Genomic DNA, 20469 nt, shown 5'->3' on the forward strand with positions numbered 1-20469 from the left:
GAAAGGCCGGCGCGCTGCATTTAACAGCGCGCCGGCCTTATCGTTTGGCTAACGAGACGGTCCCGTTATGAATTGAAGTTCGTTGCAGAAACTACGCTCGAAACGCTACATCTGCTTGCGACGACGATCGCCGAGCGTCACACCCGCGGCAACGAGCGTAATGCCGCCGATGACGAAGACCTCACCTGCAAGCGCGGAGGTATCGCCCGTCTGAGCAAGTGCACCGTCCGTGGCCTTCTTCTTGGCGACAGGAGCCTTTGCGGCAGCCTGCGCAACCTGAGGCTTGGCCTGCGGCTCAGCCTTGGGATGATACTTGTCGTACTCGGCCTGCGCGGCAGCCAGGGCATCCTTGGCATCGCCAAGCTCGGCAAGCGCGGCGGCATAGGCGTCGTTGGCATCGGACAGCTTGGCATCGGCATCGCTCAGAGCAGCCTTGAGACCAGCGGCGGCATCGACGGCAGCCTTATAGCGAGCGTAGGCAGCGTTCAGCTTGACCAGCTTCTCGTTGCCCGTCGTGCCCGCGGCAAGGGATGCCTTATGGTCGACAGCCTCAAGATCGGCCTTGAGTGCCTCATCGCTGGCAAGCTCGGCCTTGGCCTTGACGATCTCGAAGTTCGCATCGACGACGGCTTCGTTGGCGGCCTCGAGCTGCTTCTGGGCATCGGCGACACCGGCGACGGCAGCGTCATAGGCGGCCTTGGCGTCGTCGACCGCCTTCTGGGCACCGGCGAAGCGCTCGAAGGCCTTGTTTGCGCCGGCCAGCTCGCCCTCGGCGGCCTTGGCCTTCGCCTGTGCGTCGGACACGGCCTGCGTCTTGGCAGCAACTGCCTGCTTGGCGTCCGAAAGAGCGGTCGCGGCGTGCACATCTGCGGCCTGAGCCTTGTCAACGCCAGCCTGGGCAGTGTCGTCGGCCTTCTTGGCATCGTTAAGCGTGCCCTGCTTGTTCGCAAGATCCGTCTTGGCGGCATCGCACTTGGCGGCAAGGTCCTTGACCGAAGCGGTAGCGTTGCCATACGCCTCATTGGCCTGATCGGACTTTGCCTTGGCGGCATCGCGGGCGCTGCGAGCCTTCGCCTTGTGAGCAGCGGCATCGGCTGCCTTCGTCTTGCTGTCAGCAAGCGTGGCGTTTGCCTTATCGAGAGCTGCCTGGGCAGTAGCGGCCTCGCTCTTGGCGGCGTCGAGCTTGGTCTTGGGCGTCTTGACGTCAATACCCTTGAGTTTGGCTTCAGCGGCGGTGTAGGCGGACTTGGCGGTAGCGGTGTCGGACTTAGCCTTCTCGTACTCACCCTTGGCGGTGTTCATGTTCACATCTGCTGCGGTGAAAGCGTCCTGGGCGGCATCCTGCCCGTTTACAGCTGCGAAGTAAGCTTCCCTAGTAGTTCCAAAGCTCTTCTGCGCCTCGGCGAGCTTGCCCTGAAGCTCCTTGAGCTGCGCCTTCTGCGCCTGCGTGCCGCCAGCGTTATAGGCAGAGTCGATGTAGTCGTTCACGAGCTTCTTGAACTCGGAGACAGTGAAATCGGCCTGAGTGTCATCAGCGCTGTAATCGAATACGGTTACCTCGGAATCGGTGTTCTTGCCGCTACCGGTTGCGATGCCGATAGCCTTCGTACCGGCATCGATAATGTTGAGATAATGCCCGCACTCATGATAGATGCTGTTGTAGTGCTGGTAGATATAGTAGGAATCATATCGGTGACTACCGAGTTTGTCGCCATACTGTGCGACGTACTTATCGAATGCCTCTTTCTCCTGGGCGTAGAGGCCGGTATAGGGCCAGCCGAGGGTGTCCTCGGTCTCTCCGCCGGTATATGCACCGCCGCCGCCGGCAAGATTTTCACCGTTATCATAGTAGCAGCCAGAGTGTCCCCAGATGTTCGATGAATACGATGTATTAAGGGCAGCTGCTACAGTCATGCGGAGGCTGACGCTGAGTGCCGACTGACCGTTCGCCTTGCGGAGGTTGTTCTGGGTGTCGAGATATGTCAGGGCGTTGCGCATCTGCTCCAAGGAGAGCGGATTGGTGTCGCGAGACATGTCCTGATCGACGTAATTGTCATACCATTCGGCCTTGTCTTCGGCATCGGCACCGGTCAGCATCGATACAGCGTCCTGGGCGTTCTTTTTCTGCGTGGCCGTGAACTGGCTGCCGCCGATGATGTAGTTCATGAAGCCGAACATACCCTGACTGATGACATTCTGGTCTACGGTCATGTTCGACTTGAGGTCAGCAATCTGCTGCTCAAGAGCCTCAACCTGGGCATTAGCGGCGTCATAAGCCTTTTCCGCGGCGTTCGAAGCGGCGCAGGCTGCCTCCCACTCGCTGCGCTTCTGCTTGCGAACTTCGACAAGCTTATCGTACGCGGTCTTCTTCTCGGCCTCGGTCTGCTGCGCCTTCTCGTATGCGGCCTTGGCAGCGTCGCGCTTGCTGGCGGCGGCGTTGTACTCCTTGTTTGCCGCATCGTATGCAGACTTGGCAGATGCCACAGCAGCGTTGGCGGCGTTGGCCTTCTCCTGCGCGGCGGTGGCGGTAGTCTGCGCAGCCTGCAGGTTCGCCTGTGCAGTGACGTCTGCAGTCGTCGCGGCATCGAGCGCGTCCTGCGCGGTCGCAAGCTCGCTGGCGGCAGTGTTCTTGGCGGCCTCGAGCGCGCTCAGGTCGACGCCCGTGCCCGAGACGGCGGCATCGAGTGCGGCCTGCGCCTGGTCGAGCTTCTGCTGGGCGTTATCGCGCGCGGTGGTTGCGGCTGCGAGAGCAGCGGCAGTCTCCTGCTTCTTGGCCTGAGCGGAAGTCAGAGCGGTCTCAGTGTCCTTCTTTTCCTGCTGGGCGCTGACCTCGGCGGCCTTGGCCTGGTCCAGATTGGCCTGTGCAGTAGTAACGGCCTTATTGGCGTCATCGAGCTTTGCCTGCGCGTCCTCGACGGCCTTCTTGGCGGCCTCGTACTCGTCCATACCCATGGCCTCGAGCTTGGCCTGGGCATCATCGAGGGCCTTCTTGGCCTCATCCTGCTTTGCCTTGGCGTCCTTGAGCGCCTGGGTCTTATCCTCGACACTCTTGTTGGCCTGTTCGAGCTGATCGTTCAGGTCGCCCAGCTTCTTCTGCTGCTGCTCGGTCTTTTCGACGGCCGCCTTAAGCTCGTCGATCTTCTCCTGAAGCGCGGCTACCTCGGCCTCGTTCTGCTCGGCGGCGTTATCGGTCACGGCCTGCGAGGCCTGATTCTTTTGCTGCTGCGCCTGCTTTTGAGACTGGCCCGCCGCGTCGGCCTTCTTCTGGGCGGCATCGTAGGCGGCCTGAGCGTCCTTGAGCTGCTTTGCCGACTCCTCGGCCAGCTGGGCAGCCGTCTTTACGACCGCTTGGTTACCGGCGACAACGGTGTTCTCTACAGAACTACCCCCCCCCTGAACAGAATCGCCGTTATCGGTTGACGGTGCGGCGATTGCCGCCAGCGGCGACATGAGCGGCTGAGCGATGAGGCCCGCCGTCAAAACGGTTGCGACGGCGCGGTTAGCAACGCCCTTGACGTTGACGGCCTTAGCCCGAGGCTCAAAGTGTTGTGGACTGTAGTTTGCCATGGCTTTCTCCCTTTGACACGGATGTATCCATACGCTTCAAAATGTAGGAGCTGATTTTTGAATTCTGTTGCGCAACATTGGTCACCAGCGGATTTTTTGAAATTCGCACTCTTGTGCTTCACAATTTCGTCACATATGTAGGAGCTGGCGCATCATATTCTTGCGGGATCGAATTGAGCCTGTGATTTGCATTTGCTCCCGCGTCATCCGCCCTATCGGATTCCGCATCCAACAGACACCCCGCCCGCCACGGTGTAGAGTTAGGACAACGGGCGCGTTGCGCGGCCCGTGCCAGAACGAGGTGAACATGGAACTCGATAACCAACAGCTCAAGCGACTGCGCGAGCGTCATCATCGGCGTCACGGCATCCGCCCTGCCCATAGCGAGGCTGCCGAGCAGGCTGGTCGCTTTTTAAAGCGCGCGTTCAACATTCGCGAGGGACGCGCGCCCTATCACGTGATCCGCAAGCATTTTGTAAACGGGGCGCGCCTGACTGGCTCCCACCTATGCATCCTCATCATCGCCATGTTGATCGCAAGTATTGGCCTCGATATCGACTCAGACATCGCCATCGTGGGCGCCATGCTCATCTGCCCGCTCATGGGTTCGGTCCTTGCCATGGCATACGGCATCGCCACGCTCGACCGCGAGATTACCGTCGAAGCCGTCGCCAGCCTTGCGCTGCAAATGGCCTTTTGCCTGGTCACCTCCACGTTGTACTTTAAGCTCTCGCCCCTTGGCGCCACCACGGCCGCCATCATCGACAACTCGACACCCACCGTATGGGACCTTACCGTCGCACTCGCAGGCGGCTTTGCAGGCGGGCTGGGCAACTCGCGCGACCAGGAACCCGCCACGCTTATCGCCGGCGTGGCCGTGGCAACCGCGCTGATGCCGCCCCTGTGCGCAGCAGGCTACGGCATCGCCATCGCAAGCGGGTCACTGTTTCTCTCGGCGCTCTACGAGTTTGGCATCAACGTGGTCTTTATCGCACTGGCTGCCGAAGCCGTGCTGCTTCTTTTGCGCGTGCCGCTCAAGCGCGACCTGAACGGCGACGGTATTGTGACCGCCAAGGAAAATGCCGAGGTCGACGAGCTGTCACGCAAGGTGCGCCGCCGCATTATTGTGGGCACGATCATCTTTGCCATCCCCTGCATCGTTATGACCGCGGGGTCCATTGGCTCGGCGCAGGCCGGCGTGCAGGACGGCTACGGCGTCACCGAGACCACACGCGAGCTTGCCGCGGTGCTGCCGGGCTTTAAGGATTACACCGTCGCCGTCGAGACCTCGGCTACCGAGGGCGAGGAAGAGGGCATCGTCGAGCGCGAGATTGTCGCCCATGTGACAACGAGCGAGGCGCTCGGGGCGCACGACCGCCTCGTCGCCCGCAAGCTCATCGACCTCAATGTGCCCGAGCTCGATCGCGTGGAGTTCGATGTGAAGTGATGCCGGCGCGGGATGAATGCTCGCACGGACGCAAGTTACGACGAGGCGCAGACGCGATACGGACACGAGCAAATTGCGGGGTGCAGTTCACACCCGAGCCCCGCTCGCTGTTTTATTGCCGTGAATCAGACGTCCGCATCGACATCGCCAGACTCCACCGTAAACGCCGGATCGGTGCTCACAAGATAAAATCGAGTCACCTTAGTATTTCTAATTAGGTAAATCTGCCCCTGATCGCGGCGGCGCGAAATATACGCCACGTGGACCGTACCGAATTCTTCGCCGTTTTCCTTCTTTAATATCAGGATGTTGGGGTCATCCGTACGCTTAAACTGCCCGTCTGTGCAGATTCCGTCTTGGTCGACCAGCTGCCATCGACAGTTGTCCTCCTCAAGAAAAGCCAGGGTTTCCCGACTCGTTTTGTCATCCCGATAGTAACCATCAATGGCAAACCCTTCGGAAGCACATTCCTGCATATAGGACGTTTCTCGGCTTATAGCAAACAGCCCCGTAGCGCCCAGGAGCACAGCCAGGCAGACCACTGCAAGGGTTATCGAAATAACACGGTGATCCATGTTAGCCCAACCGATAGTTGTTTAACGGAGCACGAAACATACTTGGTACCTCCGATATCAGGGCAAACGTCACCTACGGCCTGCCGGCAATCATATGTTTCCAACATCAAACCATATGGTTACAACTCGTTGGAGATAGGTTCCATGAACGGACGATAATTTGCGGCGAACGGCTACATATGTTCATTATCTCAGGGTTCTGGAGGCAATTTTTGGTGCCACCGAGACGTTGTTTTCGGAAGTATGCGGCAAATTCCGGAGCCCTCGAGCACACCCCGGTTTTTCACCAATAAAACCGCAGGTACAAAGCTTGGGCATATCCAGTGTGCTCGGCCTATTCAAATTTTGCCGCATACTTCCGAAATCTGAGTTCGCAAAGGGTGATAGTCGGGGCGTTTGCGCAACATATGTTCAGTAAAAACGGGTGATGGCCGGTATGGCTACCACCCGTTTGTCTCATATCTAGCCCAAAGCAGGCCAACTACTTCTTAATGCCGCGTCCCAGACGCTTGGCGACCGATGCAACGGCCTCCTCGCTGGCCGGTCCGCAGCTCACGCAGCCATCATGGGCACGCATCTGACCGGTGACCTCGTCCATCGCGAGCGGTGCCACCTTCTCGAGCTTAAAGCCCTTGCCGGCGCGCATGTTCTCCTTCGCCACGCTAATCATGAGCTTGATGCGGTTGAGCTGGTTGACCTCGGACGCACCAGGATCATAGTCCACCGCGACGATATTGCTCTCGGGATGCTGGCGGCGCAGCTCCTTGATCACGGCCTTGCCCACCACGTGGTTGGGCAGGCACGCGAAGGGCTGCGTGCAGATGATGTTGGGCGCGCCGTGGTCAATCAGGTCGAGCATCTCGGCCGTGAGCAACCAGCCCTCGCCCATGTTGTTGCACACCGAAAGCACCGTGCGGGCCTTGTCGGCCATGGTGCCGATGCGCTCGGGCGCCTCAAAGCGGCGGGACTTTTCGAGCATCTCCTCCACCGGCGTACGCATCCAGTCCACAAGCTTAATGAGCGCCTGCATGCCCGCACGCGTAGTGGCAGAGCTTCCCAGCTCGTCCTTCTGCAGCTCGGCGTTGCTCATGGAGTACAGGAAGAAGTCGAGCAGGCCCGGCACTACGGCCTCGCAGCCCTCGCGCTCGATAACGTCGACCACGTGGTTGTTGGCCGTAGGGTGGAACTTGACCAAGATCTCGCCGACCACGCCCACGCGCGGCTTAGTACCCTCGCCTGCGAGCGGCATGGTGTCGAACGCGCGGATGGCCTCGCGGCACAACTTGGTGTAGTTGTGGCGGTTAAACTTGGGCGCCAGCTTGCGGGCGCGCGCCATGTACTCCTCGTAGAGCGCGTTGGCAGCACCGGGCGTAGCCTCGTACGGACGGCAGCGGTAGAGCATCTGCATCATCACGTCGCCAAAGAGCACCGCGTAGACCGCCTGCTTAAGCAGCGCCGGCGTCAGCTTAAAGCCGGGGTTGTCTTCGCCGAGCGCCACGGCCGAAAGCGAGATCACGGGAATCTCGGGGTGGCCGCTCTCGCGCAGGGCCTTGCGGATGAGTGCGATGTAGTTGGTGGCACGGCAGCCGCCGCCGGTCTGGCTGATGACCACGGCCGTTTTGGACAGGTCGTACCGACCGCTCTCGACGGCCTCCATGATCTGGCCGGTCACCAAAATGGACGGATAGCAAATGTCATTGTTCACATAGCGCAGGCCGGCTTCGACGGCATCGTGGTCGGTCGAGGGCAGCAGCTCCAAGTTGTAGCCGGCACCGCGGAACACCTCTTTGACCAGGTCAAAGTGAATCGGCGCCATCTGCGGGCACAGGATGGTGTAGCCCTCGTCGCGCATCTGCTCGGTAAAGAGCACCTTGGGCCACGCGGTCGAAGCACTCTCGCGCTGAGCCTCAAACGTGTACTTGCGGCTCGCGAACGCGGGGGCATCCGTGGAGGGCGCCACCGGCGCAGCATCACCCTGCTCGTAGGCCTCGCCCGCGGCCGCGGCCTCGGCCAGGCGCTCGGCCTCCTGGTCCTTAAGCGCGGCCATGAGCGAGCGGATGCGAATGCGCGCGGCACCCAGGTTGGACACCTCGTCGATCTTGAGCACGGTGTAGATCTTGCCGCTGGCCTCCAGGATCTCCTGCACCTGGTCGGTAGTCAGGGCATCGAGACCGCAGCCGAAGGAGTTGAGCTGAATCAAATCTAGGTCGTTGCGCATCGTCACAAAACGGGCGACGGCGTACAGGCGGCTGTGGTACATCCACTGGTCGACGACGCGAATGGGACGCTCGGGCTTCACCAGGTGCGCAAGCGAATCCTCGGTAAAGACCGCAAAGCCAAAGCTCGAGATAAGCTCAGGCAGGGCGTGGTTGATCTCGGGGTCGTTATGGTAGGGGCGACCGGCGAGTACGATGCCGTGACCGCCGTGGTCCTCGACCCACTTAAGAGCCTCCTCGCCCATGGTCTGGATATCCTCGTGGAAACGCGCATCGGCCTCAAAGGCAGCGTTGACGGCGGCATCGACCTCGGAGCGCGTGATCTTGGGACCACGCACGCGGCCGCGACCAGCCTCGGCATCGGCCACACGGTCGACGGCGAGCACCTGATACAGGCGGCGCTTGAGCTCGGTCTTGTCGTGATAGGGCACAAACGGGTACAGGAACTCGATGTTCTGCTCGCGGATCTCGTCAATATTGAGCGCCAACGCCGTGGGGTAGCTCATGACGATGGGGCAGTTATAGCAGTTGCCGGCGGTCGGATCCTCCTTGCGCTCCCAGCGCACGCACGGCATCCAAATGAAGTCGACATCGCGGTCGATAAGGTTCATCACATGGCCGTGGCTCATCTTGGCCGGATAGCACACGCTCTCGGACGGCATGGACTCGATGCCCGCCTGGTAGGTCTTCTTGCTCGACTGGTCGGACAGCTGCACGCTAAAGCCCAGGCGCGTAAAGAACGCGTGCCAGAAGGGGTAGTTCTCGTACATGTTGAGCGCGCGCGGGATGCCGACGGTGCCGCGCGGGGCCTCGTCGGGACTCAGGACTTCGCGGTTAAAGAGCAGCTCGTTTTTCTTTTTGAAGAGGTTGGGAGCCTCGGTCTTTTGCTTTTTGTGGCCGGCGCCCTTCTCGCAGCGGTTGCCGGTAATGAAGCGCCTGCCGCCGCCAAAATCGTTGACGGTAAGCTGGCAGTTGTTGGAGCAGCGGCCGCAGCGGACATGCTTTTGCGTCACGGTAAGGTGCGCGATGTCCTCAGCCGAAAGGATGGTCGAGGTGCCGTCGGCGCCGGCGCGATCGCGGGCGAGCAAGGCCGCACCGTAGGCGCCCATGCAGCCGGCGATGTCGGGACGCACGGCATGAACGCCGGTGAGCTGCTCAAACGCGCGCAGCGTGGCGTCGGACATAAAGGTGCCGCCCTGGACGATCACCTGGCTGCCGATCTCCTTGGGATCGCGCAGCTTAATGACCTTGAACAGGGCATTCTTGATGACGGAATAGGACAGGCCGGCCGCGATGTCGCCCACCGTGGCGCCTTCCTTTTGCGCCTGCTTGACGCGCGAGTTCATAAAGACCGTGCAGCGACTGCCCAGGTCGACCGGAGCCTTGGCGTGAATGGCGGCATCGGCAAACGCGCGCACGTCCATGTTCATGGACACGGCGAAGCTCTCGATAAAGCTGCCGCAGCCCGACGAACAGGCCTCGTTGAGCATGATGTGCTCGATCACGCCGTCCTTGACGCGCAGGCATTTCATGTCCTGGCCGCCGATGTCCAGAATAAACTCGACGCCGGGCAGGAACGCCTTGGCGCCGCGCAGGTGCGCGACGGTCTCGATCTCGCCGGAGTCGGCCTTGAGGGCCTCGATGAGCAGCGCCTCGCCGTAGCCCGTGGTAGTCACGTGGCCGATGGTGCAGCCGGCGGGGATGTGATTGTAGAAATCGGCCATGATGACCTTGGCCGTGCCCAGGATGTCGCCGTTGTTGTTGCCGTACCAGGTGTGCAGCAGCTGGCCGTCCTCGCCCACGAGCGCGGCCTTCATGGTGGTGGAACCGGCGTCGATGCCGATGAACACACGGCCGGTGTAGCCGTCGAGCTTGCCCTTGGGGACGACTTCCTGGTCGTGGCGGGTTTTGAATTCGGCAAAGTCCTCGTCGGTGGCAAAGAGCGGGTCCAGGCGCTCGACCTCGGCACCCTGCGTGTCGCCCAAGCTGTCGATGGCCTCGATAAGCTGCGGGAACGTGCTGAGTTTGTTGGACTCGTGCGCCATGGCGGCGCCGCTCGCCACAAACAGGTGAGCGTTTTGGGGCACAATGCGGTGCTCCTCGTCCAGGTTGAGCGTGAGGTAGAAGCGGTGGCGCAGCTCGGAGAGATACTGCAGCGGGCCGCCCAGGAAGGCGACGTTGCCGCGGATGGGACGGCCGCACGCCAGACCCGAGATGGTCTGGGTCACGACAGCCTGGAAGATGGAGGCGGCCACGTCCTCGGGGCGGGCGCCCTCATTGAGCAGCGGCTGCACGTCGGTCTTGGCAAAGACGCCGCAGCGGCTGGCGATGGGATAGATGGTGGTGGCGTTGGCCGCGAGCTCGTTGAGGCCGCTCGCGTCGGTGTGCAGCAGGGTTGCCATCTGGTCGATGAACGCGCCCGTGCCGCCGGCACAGGTGCCGTTCATGCGCTGCTCGATGCCGTTATCGAAGTAGATGATCTTGGCGTCCTCGCCACCCAGCTCGATGGCGACATCGGTGGCCGGGATGAGGGTCTCGACGGCACGCTTGCTGGCGATGACCTCCTGGACAAACTCCAGGTCGAGCCACTGAGACAGCAGCAGACCGCCCGAACCGGTGATGGCGCAGGTCATCTGGGCCGTCGGCAGCACGGTCGTAGCACCCTCGAACAGGTCACGGGCGCAGGCACGGACGTCGGTGTGGTGGCGCTGGTACTTGGCATAGACGATCTGGTTGTCGTCGTTGAGCACGGCGAGCTTGACGGTGGTAGAGCCCACGTCGATGCCCAGGTGCAGGTTACCACGGGCGTTCTCAGGGTTGAAGATCGCGCCTTCGGGGGCGTGGGCGGCGGCGGTTACGGACTCGGCAACGTTGGGCGTGGCTGCGTCGGCGGCAAGCGTCTCTCCCGCCGCATTCTTGGCCTCGGCAACTGCCTCGGCGACCTTCTCGGCAGCGGCAGTCGCAGCCTTCTGCGCGGCGTCCACCACGGCGGGCGCGGCCTCGCGTGCGGCAGCGACCATGCGGTCCTTAATGCCCTCGACGAGTTTGCTCATTGTCTCTCCTCTTAGTTGTTGGACTCGACGGTTGCGGCGGTGTCGACCGCGTCCTCGAGCTGCAGATTCAATAGCTTCATGCCGTATTCCGGCACGTTGATATCGATGGGTTGGCCATACAGGTCGCCGGGGCGCACAAAGGCGATAACCGTCATGATGCGCGCTATGGTCTCGGGCGATTCGGTGAGCCCACGCTCAAACCAGCGCTGAATCAGGCCGACCTCGGCACTCACGACGTAGGTGACGTAGTAGTCAAAGAACGTGCCTAGCGCCAGGCCCAAAATGCCCGTCTGCGCACGCGGCGCCACGGCCTCACGTGCGGTGTCGATAATCCTTTTAATGAAGGCCTGGTCGCCGCCCGGACCCAGCAGCGCACCGATTAAGTCGCGGTTGGCCGCAAGATAACGCAGCAGCTCAACCGAACCGGGCGCCGGCTCGAGCTCGTCAATGTTACGGTAAAGATCGGGCAGCCGAGCTGCGGTGATGAGCTCAATGCGCTCACGGATCTCGGCCAGCAAGCCGTCCTCGATTTGATTGATAAAGTCAGGAATATCGCGGTAGTGCGAATAGAACGTACGACGCGTAAGACCGGCGCGCTCGGTGAGCGACGCGACATTAATGCGCGAAAGGTCGCCGCTTTCGGCAAGCTCGCTAGCAAGTGCCTGGCGAAGGGCACGCTGTGAGCGAAGGGACCGGCGATCACATTTCTCGAGCTGGGACAAGCGTCCTCCTTGTTACTCAGCCTGTGCGCTATTGCACAGTGCGAGTATTATTGCACACCGTGTGCATCAACACGTAAAGGCAATATTTGGAATGTGACAGAGGGGCTGTCCCTTTGTCACATTATTCGATGACGGTGCGGGAGTTTTGCTTGCGCATGGTGGCGAGCATGTGTTTGGGGACGGCGTGGACCATGCAGCTGCCGATGGTCGCGCTCGCGGCGGCCTTAGCTGCATCGCTAGCGTTTTTGGTCGCATAGCTGTGACGGAAACGCTTGAGCATGGCGATATCATTGCCGCCGTCGCCGTAAACCGAAACCTCGTCCTCGGCAATACCGTAGTAGCCCGCCAGCCAGGCCACGCTCTCGCCCTTGTTGCACGCCACGTCCGTGATTTCGAACATCACCGGATCGAACGGCGCGTTGACCACGCGGTCCGATCGCTCGGCAAGATACGCCTTAAGGTCGCGCTCCAGCTCGGGCGAGGTCACGCGGCAGTTGATCTTGCACACATCGTGGCGCAGGATGTCACCGATCGACTGGTCGAAATACTGTTCCTCGTGATACCCGCCACGCGCACGCATACCTCGCATCACGATGCGTTTGATAGGACTGTCCTTTTTAAAGCCCGCCTGGTGCATCTCGAACGAACCGCTTGAGAACATGCCGTCGGGCGTGGAGCAGTCAAAGCAGATATCCGGAAACTCCTTGAGCAGCTCCTCGGTGATCTGTGGGTCGATGGTCCAGGTCTTGAGCACCTCGCCATGACTGTCGCGCACGATGGAGCCGTTGGAGCAGCAGGCGTCAAGCGCCAGGCCCGTAAAGCCATGCTCGCCAATCGGTAGCGTCGAGCGTCCGGTCGCGGGAACCACATGCAGGCCAGCCTCGGTCAGCTCGCGAATGGCACGGCGGATAGTCCCGTCTGCCTCGTGCAGGGCGTTAAGCAGCGTTCCGTCTAAGTCACTCGCGAACATCTTGATCATGGGCATGCCTCTCTTTCGTCTGCACGATATTTTAGACGAGAATGAGCGCGCCCATGCAAGGGCGCTCCAACGCGCCGGGACATTCGCTCCCGCAAAGCCACAGTGCCCCAGCGCGTTAAATCAATCTCCACAAGCGACTTTTCAGCCGATAAAACAGCGCCGTTGTCAACGTCAGCACCGCCAGCATGCCTGCGAATACGATCGCCGGCGTCCATCGATCATATGCAACCCCGTACGTCAATTGGCCAATAGGCGTTGCGCAGGAAAGGACCGTGTAAACGACCGAAAGCACTTTTCCGCAGAGCTCAGTCGGCGCTGCCCGCTGAACAAACGCGATGATTTCAACCGACGCAATGGCCGCCCACACCATGACCCATGCCGAACCAACCGTAAACACGGTGAACACGCATACATCCGCGCCGAACAGTAGCGTAACAATAATCGGTACGACTCCTAAACAGATCATCGCAACATATCGACATATGCCATTGAGAGAAAAGCGATGCGGCCAAATGCCGACCAAGCCACTGCCGGTAAGACCACCCAAGCCCAGAGCAACCTCAACCATCCCAACACAGGACGATTGCATGCCGAGATGCTTTGTAACAATAATGGGAGCGCCAATCGTTAGCCCAACCAACGCAAGGTTTAAAACGGCCGCAAGCAAAATCACGGCGACCAATGATGCATTTTGCAGCAGATACCGAATCGACTCCCGAAAATCGTTTCGGCATGTCGTACGAGTCGCGCCGTCTCCCATCGTTTCAGATGAGGCATTTTGCTTGAGTGCACCCCCAAACAGCAAGGCTGAAATCGCAAACGTCACCGACGCGGTCGCGCAAAGAGCATCGATACCAAAACACCCATAGACTGCCGTCCCGACCACAGGGCCCAAGATATTGCTCACCATGGTCATCTGCGAAACCAATGCAGTGGCCCACTCAACCTTCTCTTCACCCGTCATGCGAACCGTCTCAATTTGGAGTATTGGCTTTAGCAGCGATTGAACGCCATATTGAACACAAAGTATCGCTACTACGACGACCGCAAGAGGCAATGAGCGCTTCATGGGGATAGACAGCAGCGATGCAGTCATCAGAGCAATACCGAGGGCCACGAGGACCTCGCGATGTCTTCCCCTATCCGCTAAGATCCCGCCAACCGGAGTCGCGAGCACACCTGGTATGAACGCTATCGCCGCGACGGCGCCATATAGCGTTGACGAGCCGCTGCAATCGAACAAGTAAAGCGGATACGCAAAGCACAGCGCCGACAGCATCGAATACGTGCACAGCTGCGCAACAAGAAGGCCAAAAAGCCTGATAGATTGCACTGTTTTTTGCGTCAACGAGACACTACTCCTCCGCATTCCAGCCATAAGCCTACCCCTATACATACCGGTAGTATGTATTTAATGACTTGAAAAGGGCAGCCGTGGCTACCCTCACAAATCAATTACATACCGTTGGTATCTATATTACCACCCGGCGCGGTCCCATACGTCCCAAATCTGCGCCGTTGTCTGAAGCACTTCATTACCCAAATCGAGCCCCACCGCGGCCGCCATCTGCGCCAAACATTGTGCGCGAGCGAGCATTCGCTCCTTGGGCTCGAGCGGACGGAACAATGGCAGCAGCCAAAGATTCGCCAACAACGATACGGCCTCCGCCGCTTCACGCGGGCATTCGCACGCAATGGAGCCGTCGGTGATGCCCTCCTCGATCACTGGCAAGAGACAGCCATCGGCCGACTCGTCAAACGAGCCCTGGTACTGCATCGCCAGTAGACGCGAGCTTTTTACCGGATCCGCCGCAGGATGCATGCGTGCCCATAGCTCAATTTGTGGAACGACGGACTCGGGCGCGTACAGCTGCTTGAGCTTTTGGGCTCCGGTCATATTACCGATACCAAGCATTGAGCGACGGTGCTCAACAATCGGAGCCATTGCCCGATCAAATGCGGCGTTGAAAATCTCCTCTTTGCTCTTAAAGTGATGATAGACAGCGCCCTTGGTCATGCCATCGAGGCGGTCGACGATATCTTGAATGCTCGTCCCTTCATAACCCTGTGCGCAGAATAACTCCAGCGCCGCGTCGAGAATCTTCGCGACCGTCTCCTCGGGATATTTATTACGACCCATAATTCGTCCATCCGCAACGCAAGTCTTGTGCCTCATTGCAGCATTTTAACGTTGCGGATGGTAGGCGGTCGATTCTACACCGCGGCGGGGCCGTGTTCGCCGGTACGGATGCGGATGACCTCCTCGACCGGCTCGACCCAAATCTTGCCGTCGCCGACGGCACCGGTGCGAGCAGCGTTGCAGATAATCTCGACAATGCCGTCGACATGTTCATCGGCGCAGATGAGGGTGAACTGCACCTTGGGGATCGTGTTGACGAGCAGCTCATTGCCGCGCACGTATTCCTTCCAACCATGTTGAGCGCCGCAGCCCTGCACCTGGTTGATGGTCATGCCGCGAACATCAGCCGCAAACAGCGCGTCTTTGAGAACCTCAAGCTTCTCAGCACGAACAATCGCCGTAATCTTCTTCATAGTGAATTCCTCTCCTCAATAAAAGAAATGAATTGCCATTCAATGACGCGGGTTTTCGAGGTGCCCGAGATTGCCCCGAAAGAGGAGCGCCGCGTACTTCGGTACGCAAGCGACGGTTTGAGGGGCAAGGTCGGGTGCCTGGGAAAGCCGCGCGACGATTGAACGGCAAGGTGCGGTACTTGGGGAAGCTGTTAATCGAGTCCGGAGAAAGAGGGGTAGGCGCTCTCGCCGTGCTGACTCGCATCCAGGCCCAGCGCCTCGTCGGCCTCGTCCACGCGCAGGCTGCCGTGGAACAGCGCCTTGACTACCGCGGCGATGACCAAATCGAGCACCAGCACAATGGCGACCGTCACCACAATGCCCAAAATCTGCGAGATGAGCAGCGACACGTCGCCCGTGTAGAACAGACCGCCCTTACCGGTCCACGAAAGCTCCGGCACGCAGAACAGGCCCGTAAGCACGCCGCCCAAGATGCCGCCAATGCCGTGGCAGCCAAACGCGTCGAGCGCGTCATCGTAGCCAAACTTGGTCTTGAGATGACTGATAGCCAGGTAGCAGACGGGCGATACGATCAGGCCCATGACCAGCGCCGCCCACGGCTCGACAAAGCCCGCGCCCGGCGTAACCACCACGAGGCCCGCGACCAGACCGGTGCTAGCGCCCACCAGCGTGGGGCGACCGGTGTGCACGCGCTCGACGGCGAGCCACGAAACCATGCCCGCCGCGCTGGCCGTCACGGTGTTGAGGATGGCGAGCGCGGCCACGGCATCGGCCTTAAACTCGCTGCCGCCGTTAAAGCCAAACCAGCCAAACCAAAGCAGGCCGGCTCCCAGCGCCACAAACGGGACGTTATGCGGACGGTAGCTCACCATGCCAAAACCGCGACGACGGCCGGGCATTAAGCAGAGGATCAGGCCGGTAAGACCAGACGAAATGTGCACCACGTCGCCGCCGGCAAAGTCGAGCGCGCCGATGATGTCGCCGATAAAGGAGCCATCGCCGCCCCAGACCATATGAGCGAGCGGTGCATAGACCACGAGCAGCCAAATGCCCAGAAAGGCCGTCATGGCACCAAACTTAACGCGGCCTGCCAGGCTGCCCGTGACGATAGCAGCCGTGATCATGGCAAACGCCATCTGAAAGGCGATGTTGATAATCTCCGGGTAGACGGCGCCGTCCGACGCGGTGCCCTCGGCCGCCTGCAGCACCTGGTTGAGCACCGGCAGGCACAGAAGCTGGTCAAAGCCGCCAATAAACGGGCTGGAACCGTCGCCACCGTAGGCCAGCGACCAGCCGGCAACAATCCATAGCACACCTACCAGGCCAATGGCGCCAAAGCACATGAGCATGGTGTTGATGACATTTTTGCGCCTGGACAGGCCACCATAGAAAAACGCCAGACCCGGTGTCATTAAAAACACGAGCATGGTGCAGATGAGCATAAACGTTGTCGATCCCGTATCGTACATTCGCTCTCCCTTGGTCGCATGAACGTTGTCGGCGCCCATAATGCGGCCGAGGGGCAACTGGTGTAGACCAGATACGGCGTTGTTAAACGCTGCGTTGTCGAATGGAAACGGTGCCGCAATCTTGGAAACGGCGCAGCAACGGGCGCGAAACGAACGGGAAATACGCGAGCAAGGGGGCCGTGAACGCACCCGTCCCGGCTAGCGCCGGAACAGTTCGCGGGCTCGGTCGCGGAGATTGGTAGCTCGGATGATGCCCTCATAGCGGTTGATACGCAAGCGCGGGAAGGCATTGAAGAAGCGCAGGTCGCGACGGCTGAGTGACACGCTCGGCACCGGACGGCTCATGCGCTTGCCGGCAAGGCGGCGACTGAGCGACGGACGTGGCACGCTCGGCGCGGCATCGGCCACACGGCGGGCGGCAAGCGCCAGACCGCGGGCACCGTCCGAGATAAACGTCGGCATCGAAGCCTTCTCACGCAGGGCATCGAGCGCCGCGTCACCCAGCTCCGCCAGCCACGCGTTAACGGCACGGCTGCGGATATGCGTCTGCGCCACCGAGTCGATCGCCGAATCGGGAATACGTTCGAGCATAGAGTCGGACGCATCGGCAAGCGACTCGTTGATGCGGTCCGCAAGGTCGGCCCGGACGCGCTCCAGCTGATCGGACAGACGCTGCCAGCTCGCCAACGAGCACGCCGCGTCGATCATCATTGCGACCGCGACGATAAAGGCGGACAGCCGCACAATCAGCACCGGCAGATGGCCGAGCAGGCCCAGCAATGCCGGCTCCACTAAACGGCAAATGCACAGCGCACCCAAGCCAAACGCGCAGGCCCAGTACAGACAGATGCGTCCGTGCAAGTTAAACGGCAAGTGCGAGTAATCCCAAAAGCGAGCGCCCGTTGTTTTTTCCAACAGCACGCCCACGCTGTACTCAATCACGCTGCATACGAGCGCTGCAGCGACAAACTGGCTGGAGGCATCCGGAATCCCGCGCAACAGCAGCCAGCAGGCAATGCCGCCCGCGCCATAGATGGGGCAGCACGGCCCCAGCAAAAAGCCACTGTTGGCAAATCGTCCGTGGTTGAGCATGGCGCAGACTGTCGACTCCCATGCCCAGCCGCAAAACCCGTAAAAGGCAAACGAGAGCACCAGTGCCGAGAGTGGGCAGGCGGCAAGCGTTGCGCCGTCAAATGCCATGTCGATCGCGGTCCCCACCGTCTACCCTCTCCTCTTTTCGCTCGATGCTTTACTCATGCCATCGTCTGCCTCGTCCTTGCGCGGCAGGCGGCCGGCGACCGTCTCACGCAGCGCACACCATTTATCTGCCAGGCACACAATCCATGCCTCACGACACGTCGGCGGCACCGGCACCAGCGGAAACATATGGCGCACGATAATATTCCGCTCGCGCGACGTCAGCTCAAAATCTTCCTCCGCACGCGCCAGGGCAAAAAATGGATGCCGAAATCCGTGCAGTCGATGGCTCGGGTCGGGGTCGTGCCAGTCATAGAGAAAGTAGTCGTGCAGCAAGGCTCCGCGCAGCAGCGAGGCACGGTCGACCGAAATGCCAGCACGGCCCAAGCGCTCGGCAAAGGACAGGCTCGCCCGCGCTACCGAAGTCACATGTGCATAGACCGTCACGTCACCATGCTGGATAAACTCGCGCGTCAAGTCCAAGCGACCCGCCTGGGCCAGCTGACGGGCAGCAAAGTCGACCTCGTGCGCGATTTTCTCGGCACGAATGGCATCGGACATGCTGCCTCCTTCCAGCGGCCCACGGCGACAAGCCACGGCCTGTGCACAATCGATAAAAACATCATGGAACACATCAGTATGGCATCGGACAAAACGTTTTGCCCCACCAGTTGGCGAATTACCGCGCCGCCGTCACATATCAAACGCCAAAATGTGCGAGACTGTCTTGTGCAATTGTGCCGGCCGAGGGAGTGCCGGCGCACGATTCGCATGGAGTAACCCACAACGATGCTGCTTACGCAAACGACAACGCCCGAGGACGTCAAGGCTCTCGACCGCGCCGAGCTTCCGCTGCTCTGCGGCGAGATCCGTCAGGCAATCCTCGAAAGCTCCGCCGCCGTCGGCGGGCACGTTGCCCCCAACTTGGGCGTCGTTGAGCTCACGGTTGCGCTTCATCGCGTGTTTAACTCCCCCATCGACAAGATTGTCTTTGATGTTTCGCACCAGACCTACGCCCACAAGGCGCTGACTGGGCGCGCGTACACTTATATCGATCCGGAGCGTTATGGTGAGGCTTCTGGCTTTGCCAATCCCGACGAGTCCGAGCACGACCTGTTCGCCATGGGCCACACCTCCACGTCTGTGAGCCTGGGCTGCGGCCTGGCGCACGCTCGTGACCTGGCAGGCGATGCGTACAACGTCATCACCATCATTGGCGACGGCTCGCTTTCGGGCGGCCTGGCGTTTGAGGGCTTTAACAATGCCGCCGAACTCGATAGCAACCTGATCATCATCGTCAATGACAACGACCAGTCCATCGCCGAGAACCACGGTGGCCTCTATCGCAATCTGGCCGAGCTGCGCGCCAGCAACGGCGCCTGTGAGCGCAACGTTTTCCGCGCGATGGGGCTCGACTACCGCTATCTGGACGCCGGCAACGATGTGTTGGCCCTCGTCGATGCGTTGCAGGAACTGCGCAATATCGATCATCCCATCGTGCTGCATGTCTCCACCGCCAAGGGTAAGGGCTTTGAGCCAGCCCAGAGCGACCCCGAACGCTGGCACCACGTGGGTCCGTTTGACATGGCGACTGGACGCAAGCTCTGCCCGGGCCATCCGAGCGAGCCTGCGCCGCGCACCTATGCCGACATTACGGGCGAGGCGCTCAGCGCCGCCATCGAGCGCGATCCGCAGGTCGTTGGCATCACGGCCGCCACGCCCTACATCATGGGCTTTACACCCGAGCTTCGCGCTGCCGCCGACAAACAGTTCGTCGATGTGGGCATTGCCGAGGAGCATGCCGTAACCTTTGCCACCGCGCTTGCGCGCTCGGGCGCCAAGCCAGTCTTTGGTGTGTACGGCACGTTTTTGCAGCGCGCCTACGACGAGCTGTGGCACGACCTGTGCCTCAACGACGCCCCCGCAACCATCCTGGTGTTTGGTGCGTCGATCTTTGGCACCACGTCCGAGACGCACCTCTCGTTCTTTGATATTTCCATGCTGGGCGGTCTTCCCAACATGCACTACTTGGCGCCGGCCTGCATGGAGGAATATCTGTCCATGCTGAGCTGGTCGCTCGACCACCGCGAGCATCCCGTGGCGATCCGCGTACCGGGCATTGGCCTGGTTAGCCGCCCCGATTTGGCGCCCGCCGAGGACACCGACTACAGCGCCGTTCGCTACAACGTGGTGCGTCAGGGCCGCGACGTAGCCGTGCTCGCGCTCGGCGATTTCTTTGAGCTGGGCGAGCGCGTGGCAAACCGCTTGGCTGCCGAGTACGGCATCGAGGCCACGCTCGTCAACCCGCGCTTTGCAACCGAGCTTGACCGTGAGTTCCTCGACAGCCTTGCCGCCGAGCATCGCGTTGTCGTCACCCTCGAGGACGGCATCTTGGACGGTGGCTGGGGCGAGCGCGTGGCATGTTATCTGGCCTGCACGCCGCTGCGCACGCGCACCTTTGGCATCGCCAAGGGCTTCCCCGACCGCTACGACCCCAACGAGCTGCTCGCTCAGAACGGCATGACGGTCGAGAACATGGCCGCCGAAGCCGCGAGACTACTCAACGAGTAAGAAAACCTCCGCAAGGAAAGCACCCCTGCGGAGGTTTTTATTTTCGCGACGCGATTATCTCAATCTGTAACATCTAGGGCTCGAATTCCCGTCTAACTGTTACAGATCTAGACAAAACGT

General features: G+C 60.6%; 13 protein-coding genes. 2 read left to right on the top strand and 11 right to left on the bottom strand.

Annotated elements, in window-relative coordinates; all coding sequences use genetic code 11:
* Positions 1-105: 105 nt before the first annotated feature.
* Positions 106-3567 (bottom strand): CAP domain-containing protein, encoded by a 3462-nt coding sequence (locus tag DWY05_RS06175; protein ID WP_117821075.1) that lies wholly within the window; start codon positions 3565-3567, stop codon positions 106-108.
* 307 nt (positions 3568-3874) lie between these two features.
* Between DWY05_RS06175 and DWY05_RS06180 the strand changes: the two genes are divergently transcribed.
* The gene (locus tag DWY05_RS06180) at positions 3875-5014 is read left to right on the top strand and encodes a DUF389 domain-containing protein (RefSeq protein ID WP_117821074.1); all 1140 of its coding nucleotides are present in this window, start codon (positions 3875-3877) and stop codon (positions 5012-5014) included.
* A gap of 125 nt (positions 5015-5139) precedes the next feature.
* Here the strand turns inward: DWY05_RS06180 and DWY05_RS06185 are convergent, their stop codons facing one another.
* The 10 genes from DWY05_RS06185 to DWY05_RS06230 form a co-directional block, all read right to left on the bottom strand.
* Positions 5140-5589, bottom strand: coding sequence for a hypothetical protein (locus DWY05_RS06185; protein WP_117821073.1), 450 nt, complete (start codon positions 5587-5589; stop codon positions 5140-5142).
* Between the two features lie 481 nt (positions 5590-6070).
* Positions 6071-10858, bottom strand: coding sequence for a 2-hydroxyacyl-CoA dehydratase (locus DWY05_RS06190; protein ID WP_117821072.1), 4788 nt, complete (start codon positions 10856-10858; stop codon positions 6071-6073).
* Between the two features lie 11 nt (positions 10859-10869).
* Positions 10870-11580, bottom strand: a complete 711-nt coding sequence (locus DWY05_RS06195; RefSeq protein ID WP_117821071.1) for a TetR/AcrR family transcriptional regulator — start codon at positions 11578-11580, stop codon at positions 10870-10872.
* Between the two features lie 121 nt (positions 11581-11701).
* Positions 11702-12559, bottom strand: a complete 858-nt coding sequence (locus DWY05_RS06200) for an HAD-IIB family hydrolase (protein ID WP_117821088.1) — start codon at positions 12557-12559, stop codon at positions 11702-11704.
* A gap of 115 nt (positions 12560-12674) precedes the next feature.
* Positions 12675-13907, bottom strand: coding sequence for an MFS transporter (locus DWY05_RS06205; protein ID WP_158558705.1), 1233 nt, complete (start codon positions 13905-13907; stop codon positions 12675-12677).
* Positions 13908-14036: 129 nt separating this feature from the next.
* Positions 14037-14699, bottom strand: coding sequence for a TetR/AcrR family transcriptional regulator (locus DWY05_RS06210; RefSeq protein ID WP_158558704.1), 663 nt, complete (start codon positions 14697-14699; stop codon positions 14037-14039).
* A gap of 74 nt (positions 14700-14773) precedes the next feature.
* Entirely contained in the window at positions 14774-15112 is a 339-nt protein-coding gene (locus tag DWY05_RS06215) for a P-II family nitrogen regulator (protein WP_117734256.1), read from the bottom strand.
* Positions 15113-15303: 191 nt separating this feature from the next.
* A complete protein-coding gene (locus DWY05_RS06220) occupies positions 15304-16581 on the bottom strand; it encodes an ammonium transporter (protein ID WP_117821068.1) in 1278 nt (425 codons plus the stop codon).
* A gap of 198 nt (positions 16582-16779) precedes the next feature.
* Positions 16780-17799: a putative ABC transporter permease gene (locus tag DWY05_RS06225; RefSeq protein WP_233504038.1), complete on the bottom strand. Its 1020-nt coding sequence runs from the start codon at positions 17797-17799 to the stop codon at positions 16780-16782.
* Positions 17800-17802: 3 nt separating this feature from the next.
* The gene (locus tag DWY05_RS06230) at positions 17803-18339 is read right to left on the bottom strand and encodes an HD domain-containing protein (protein WP_117821067.1); all 537 of its coding nucleotides are present in this window, start codon (positions 18337-18339) and stop codon (positions 17803-17805) included.
* 228 nt (positions 18340-18567) lie between these two features.
* Here DWY05_RS06230 and DWY05_RS06235 point away from each other — a divergent pair, with 228 nt between their 5' ends.
* Complete coding sequence (locus tag DWY05_RS06235) at positions 18568-20349, top strand: 1-deoxy-D-xylulose-5-phosphate synthase (protein WP_117821066.1); 1782 nt, start codon at positions 18568-18570, stop codon at positions 20347-20349.
* Positions 20350-20469: the final 120 nt, after the last annotated feature.

This window comes from Collinsella sp. AF23-4AC, assembly GCF_003462685.1.
Taxonomy (GTDB): domain Bacteria; phylum Actinomycetota; class Coriobacteriia; order Coriobacteriales; family Coriobacteriaceae; genus Collinsella.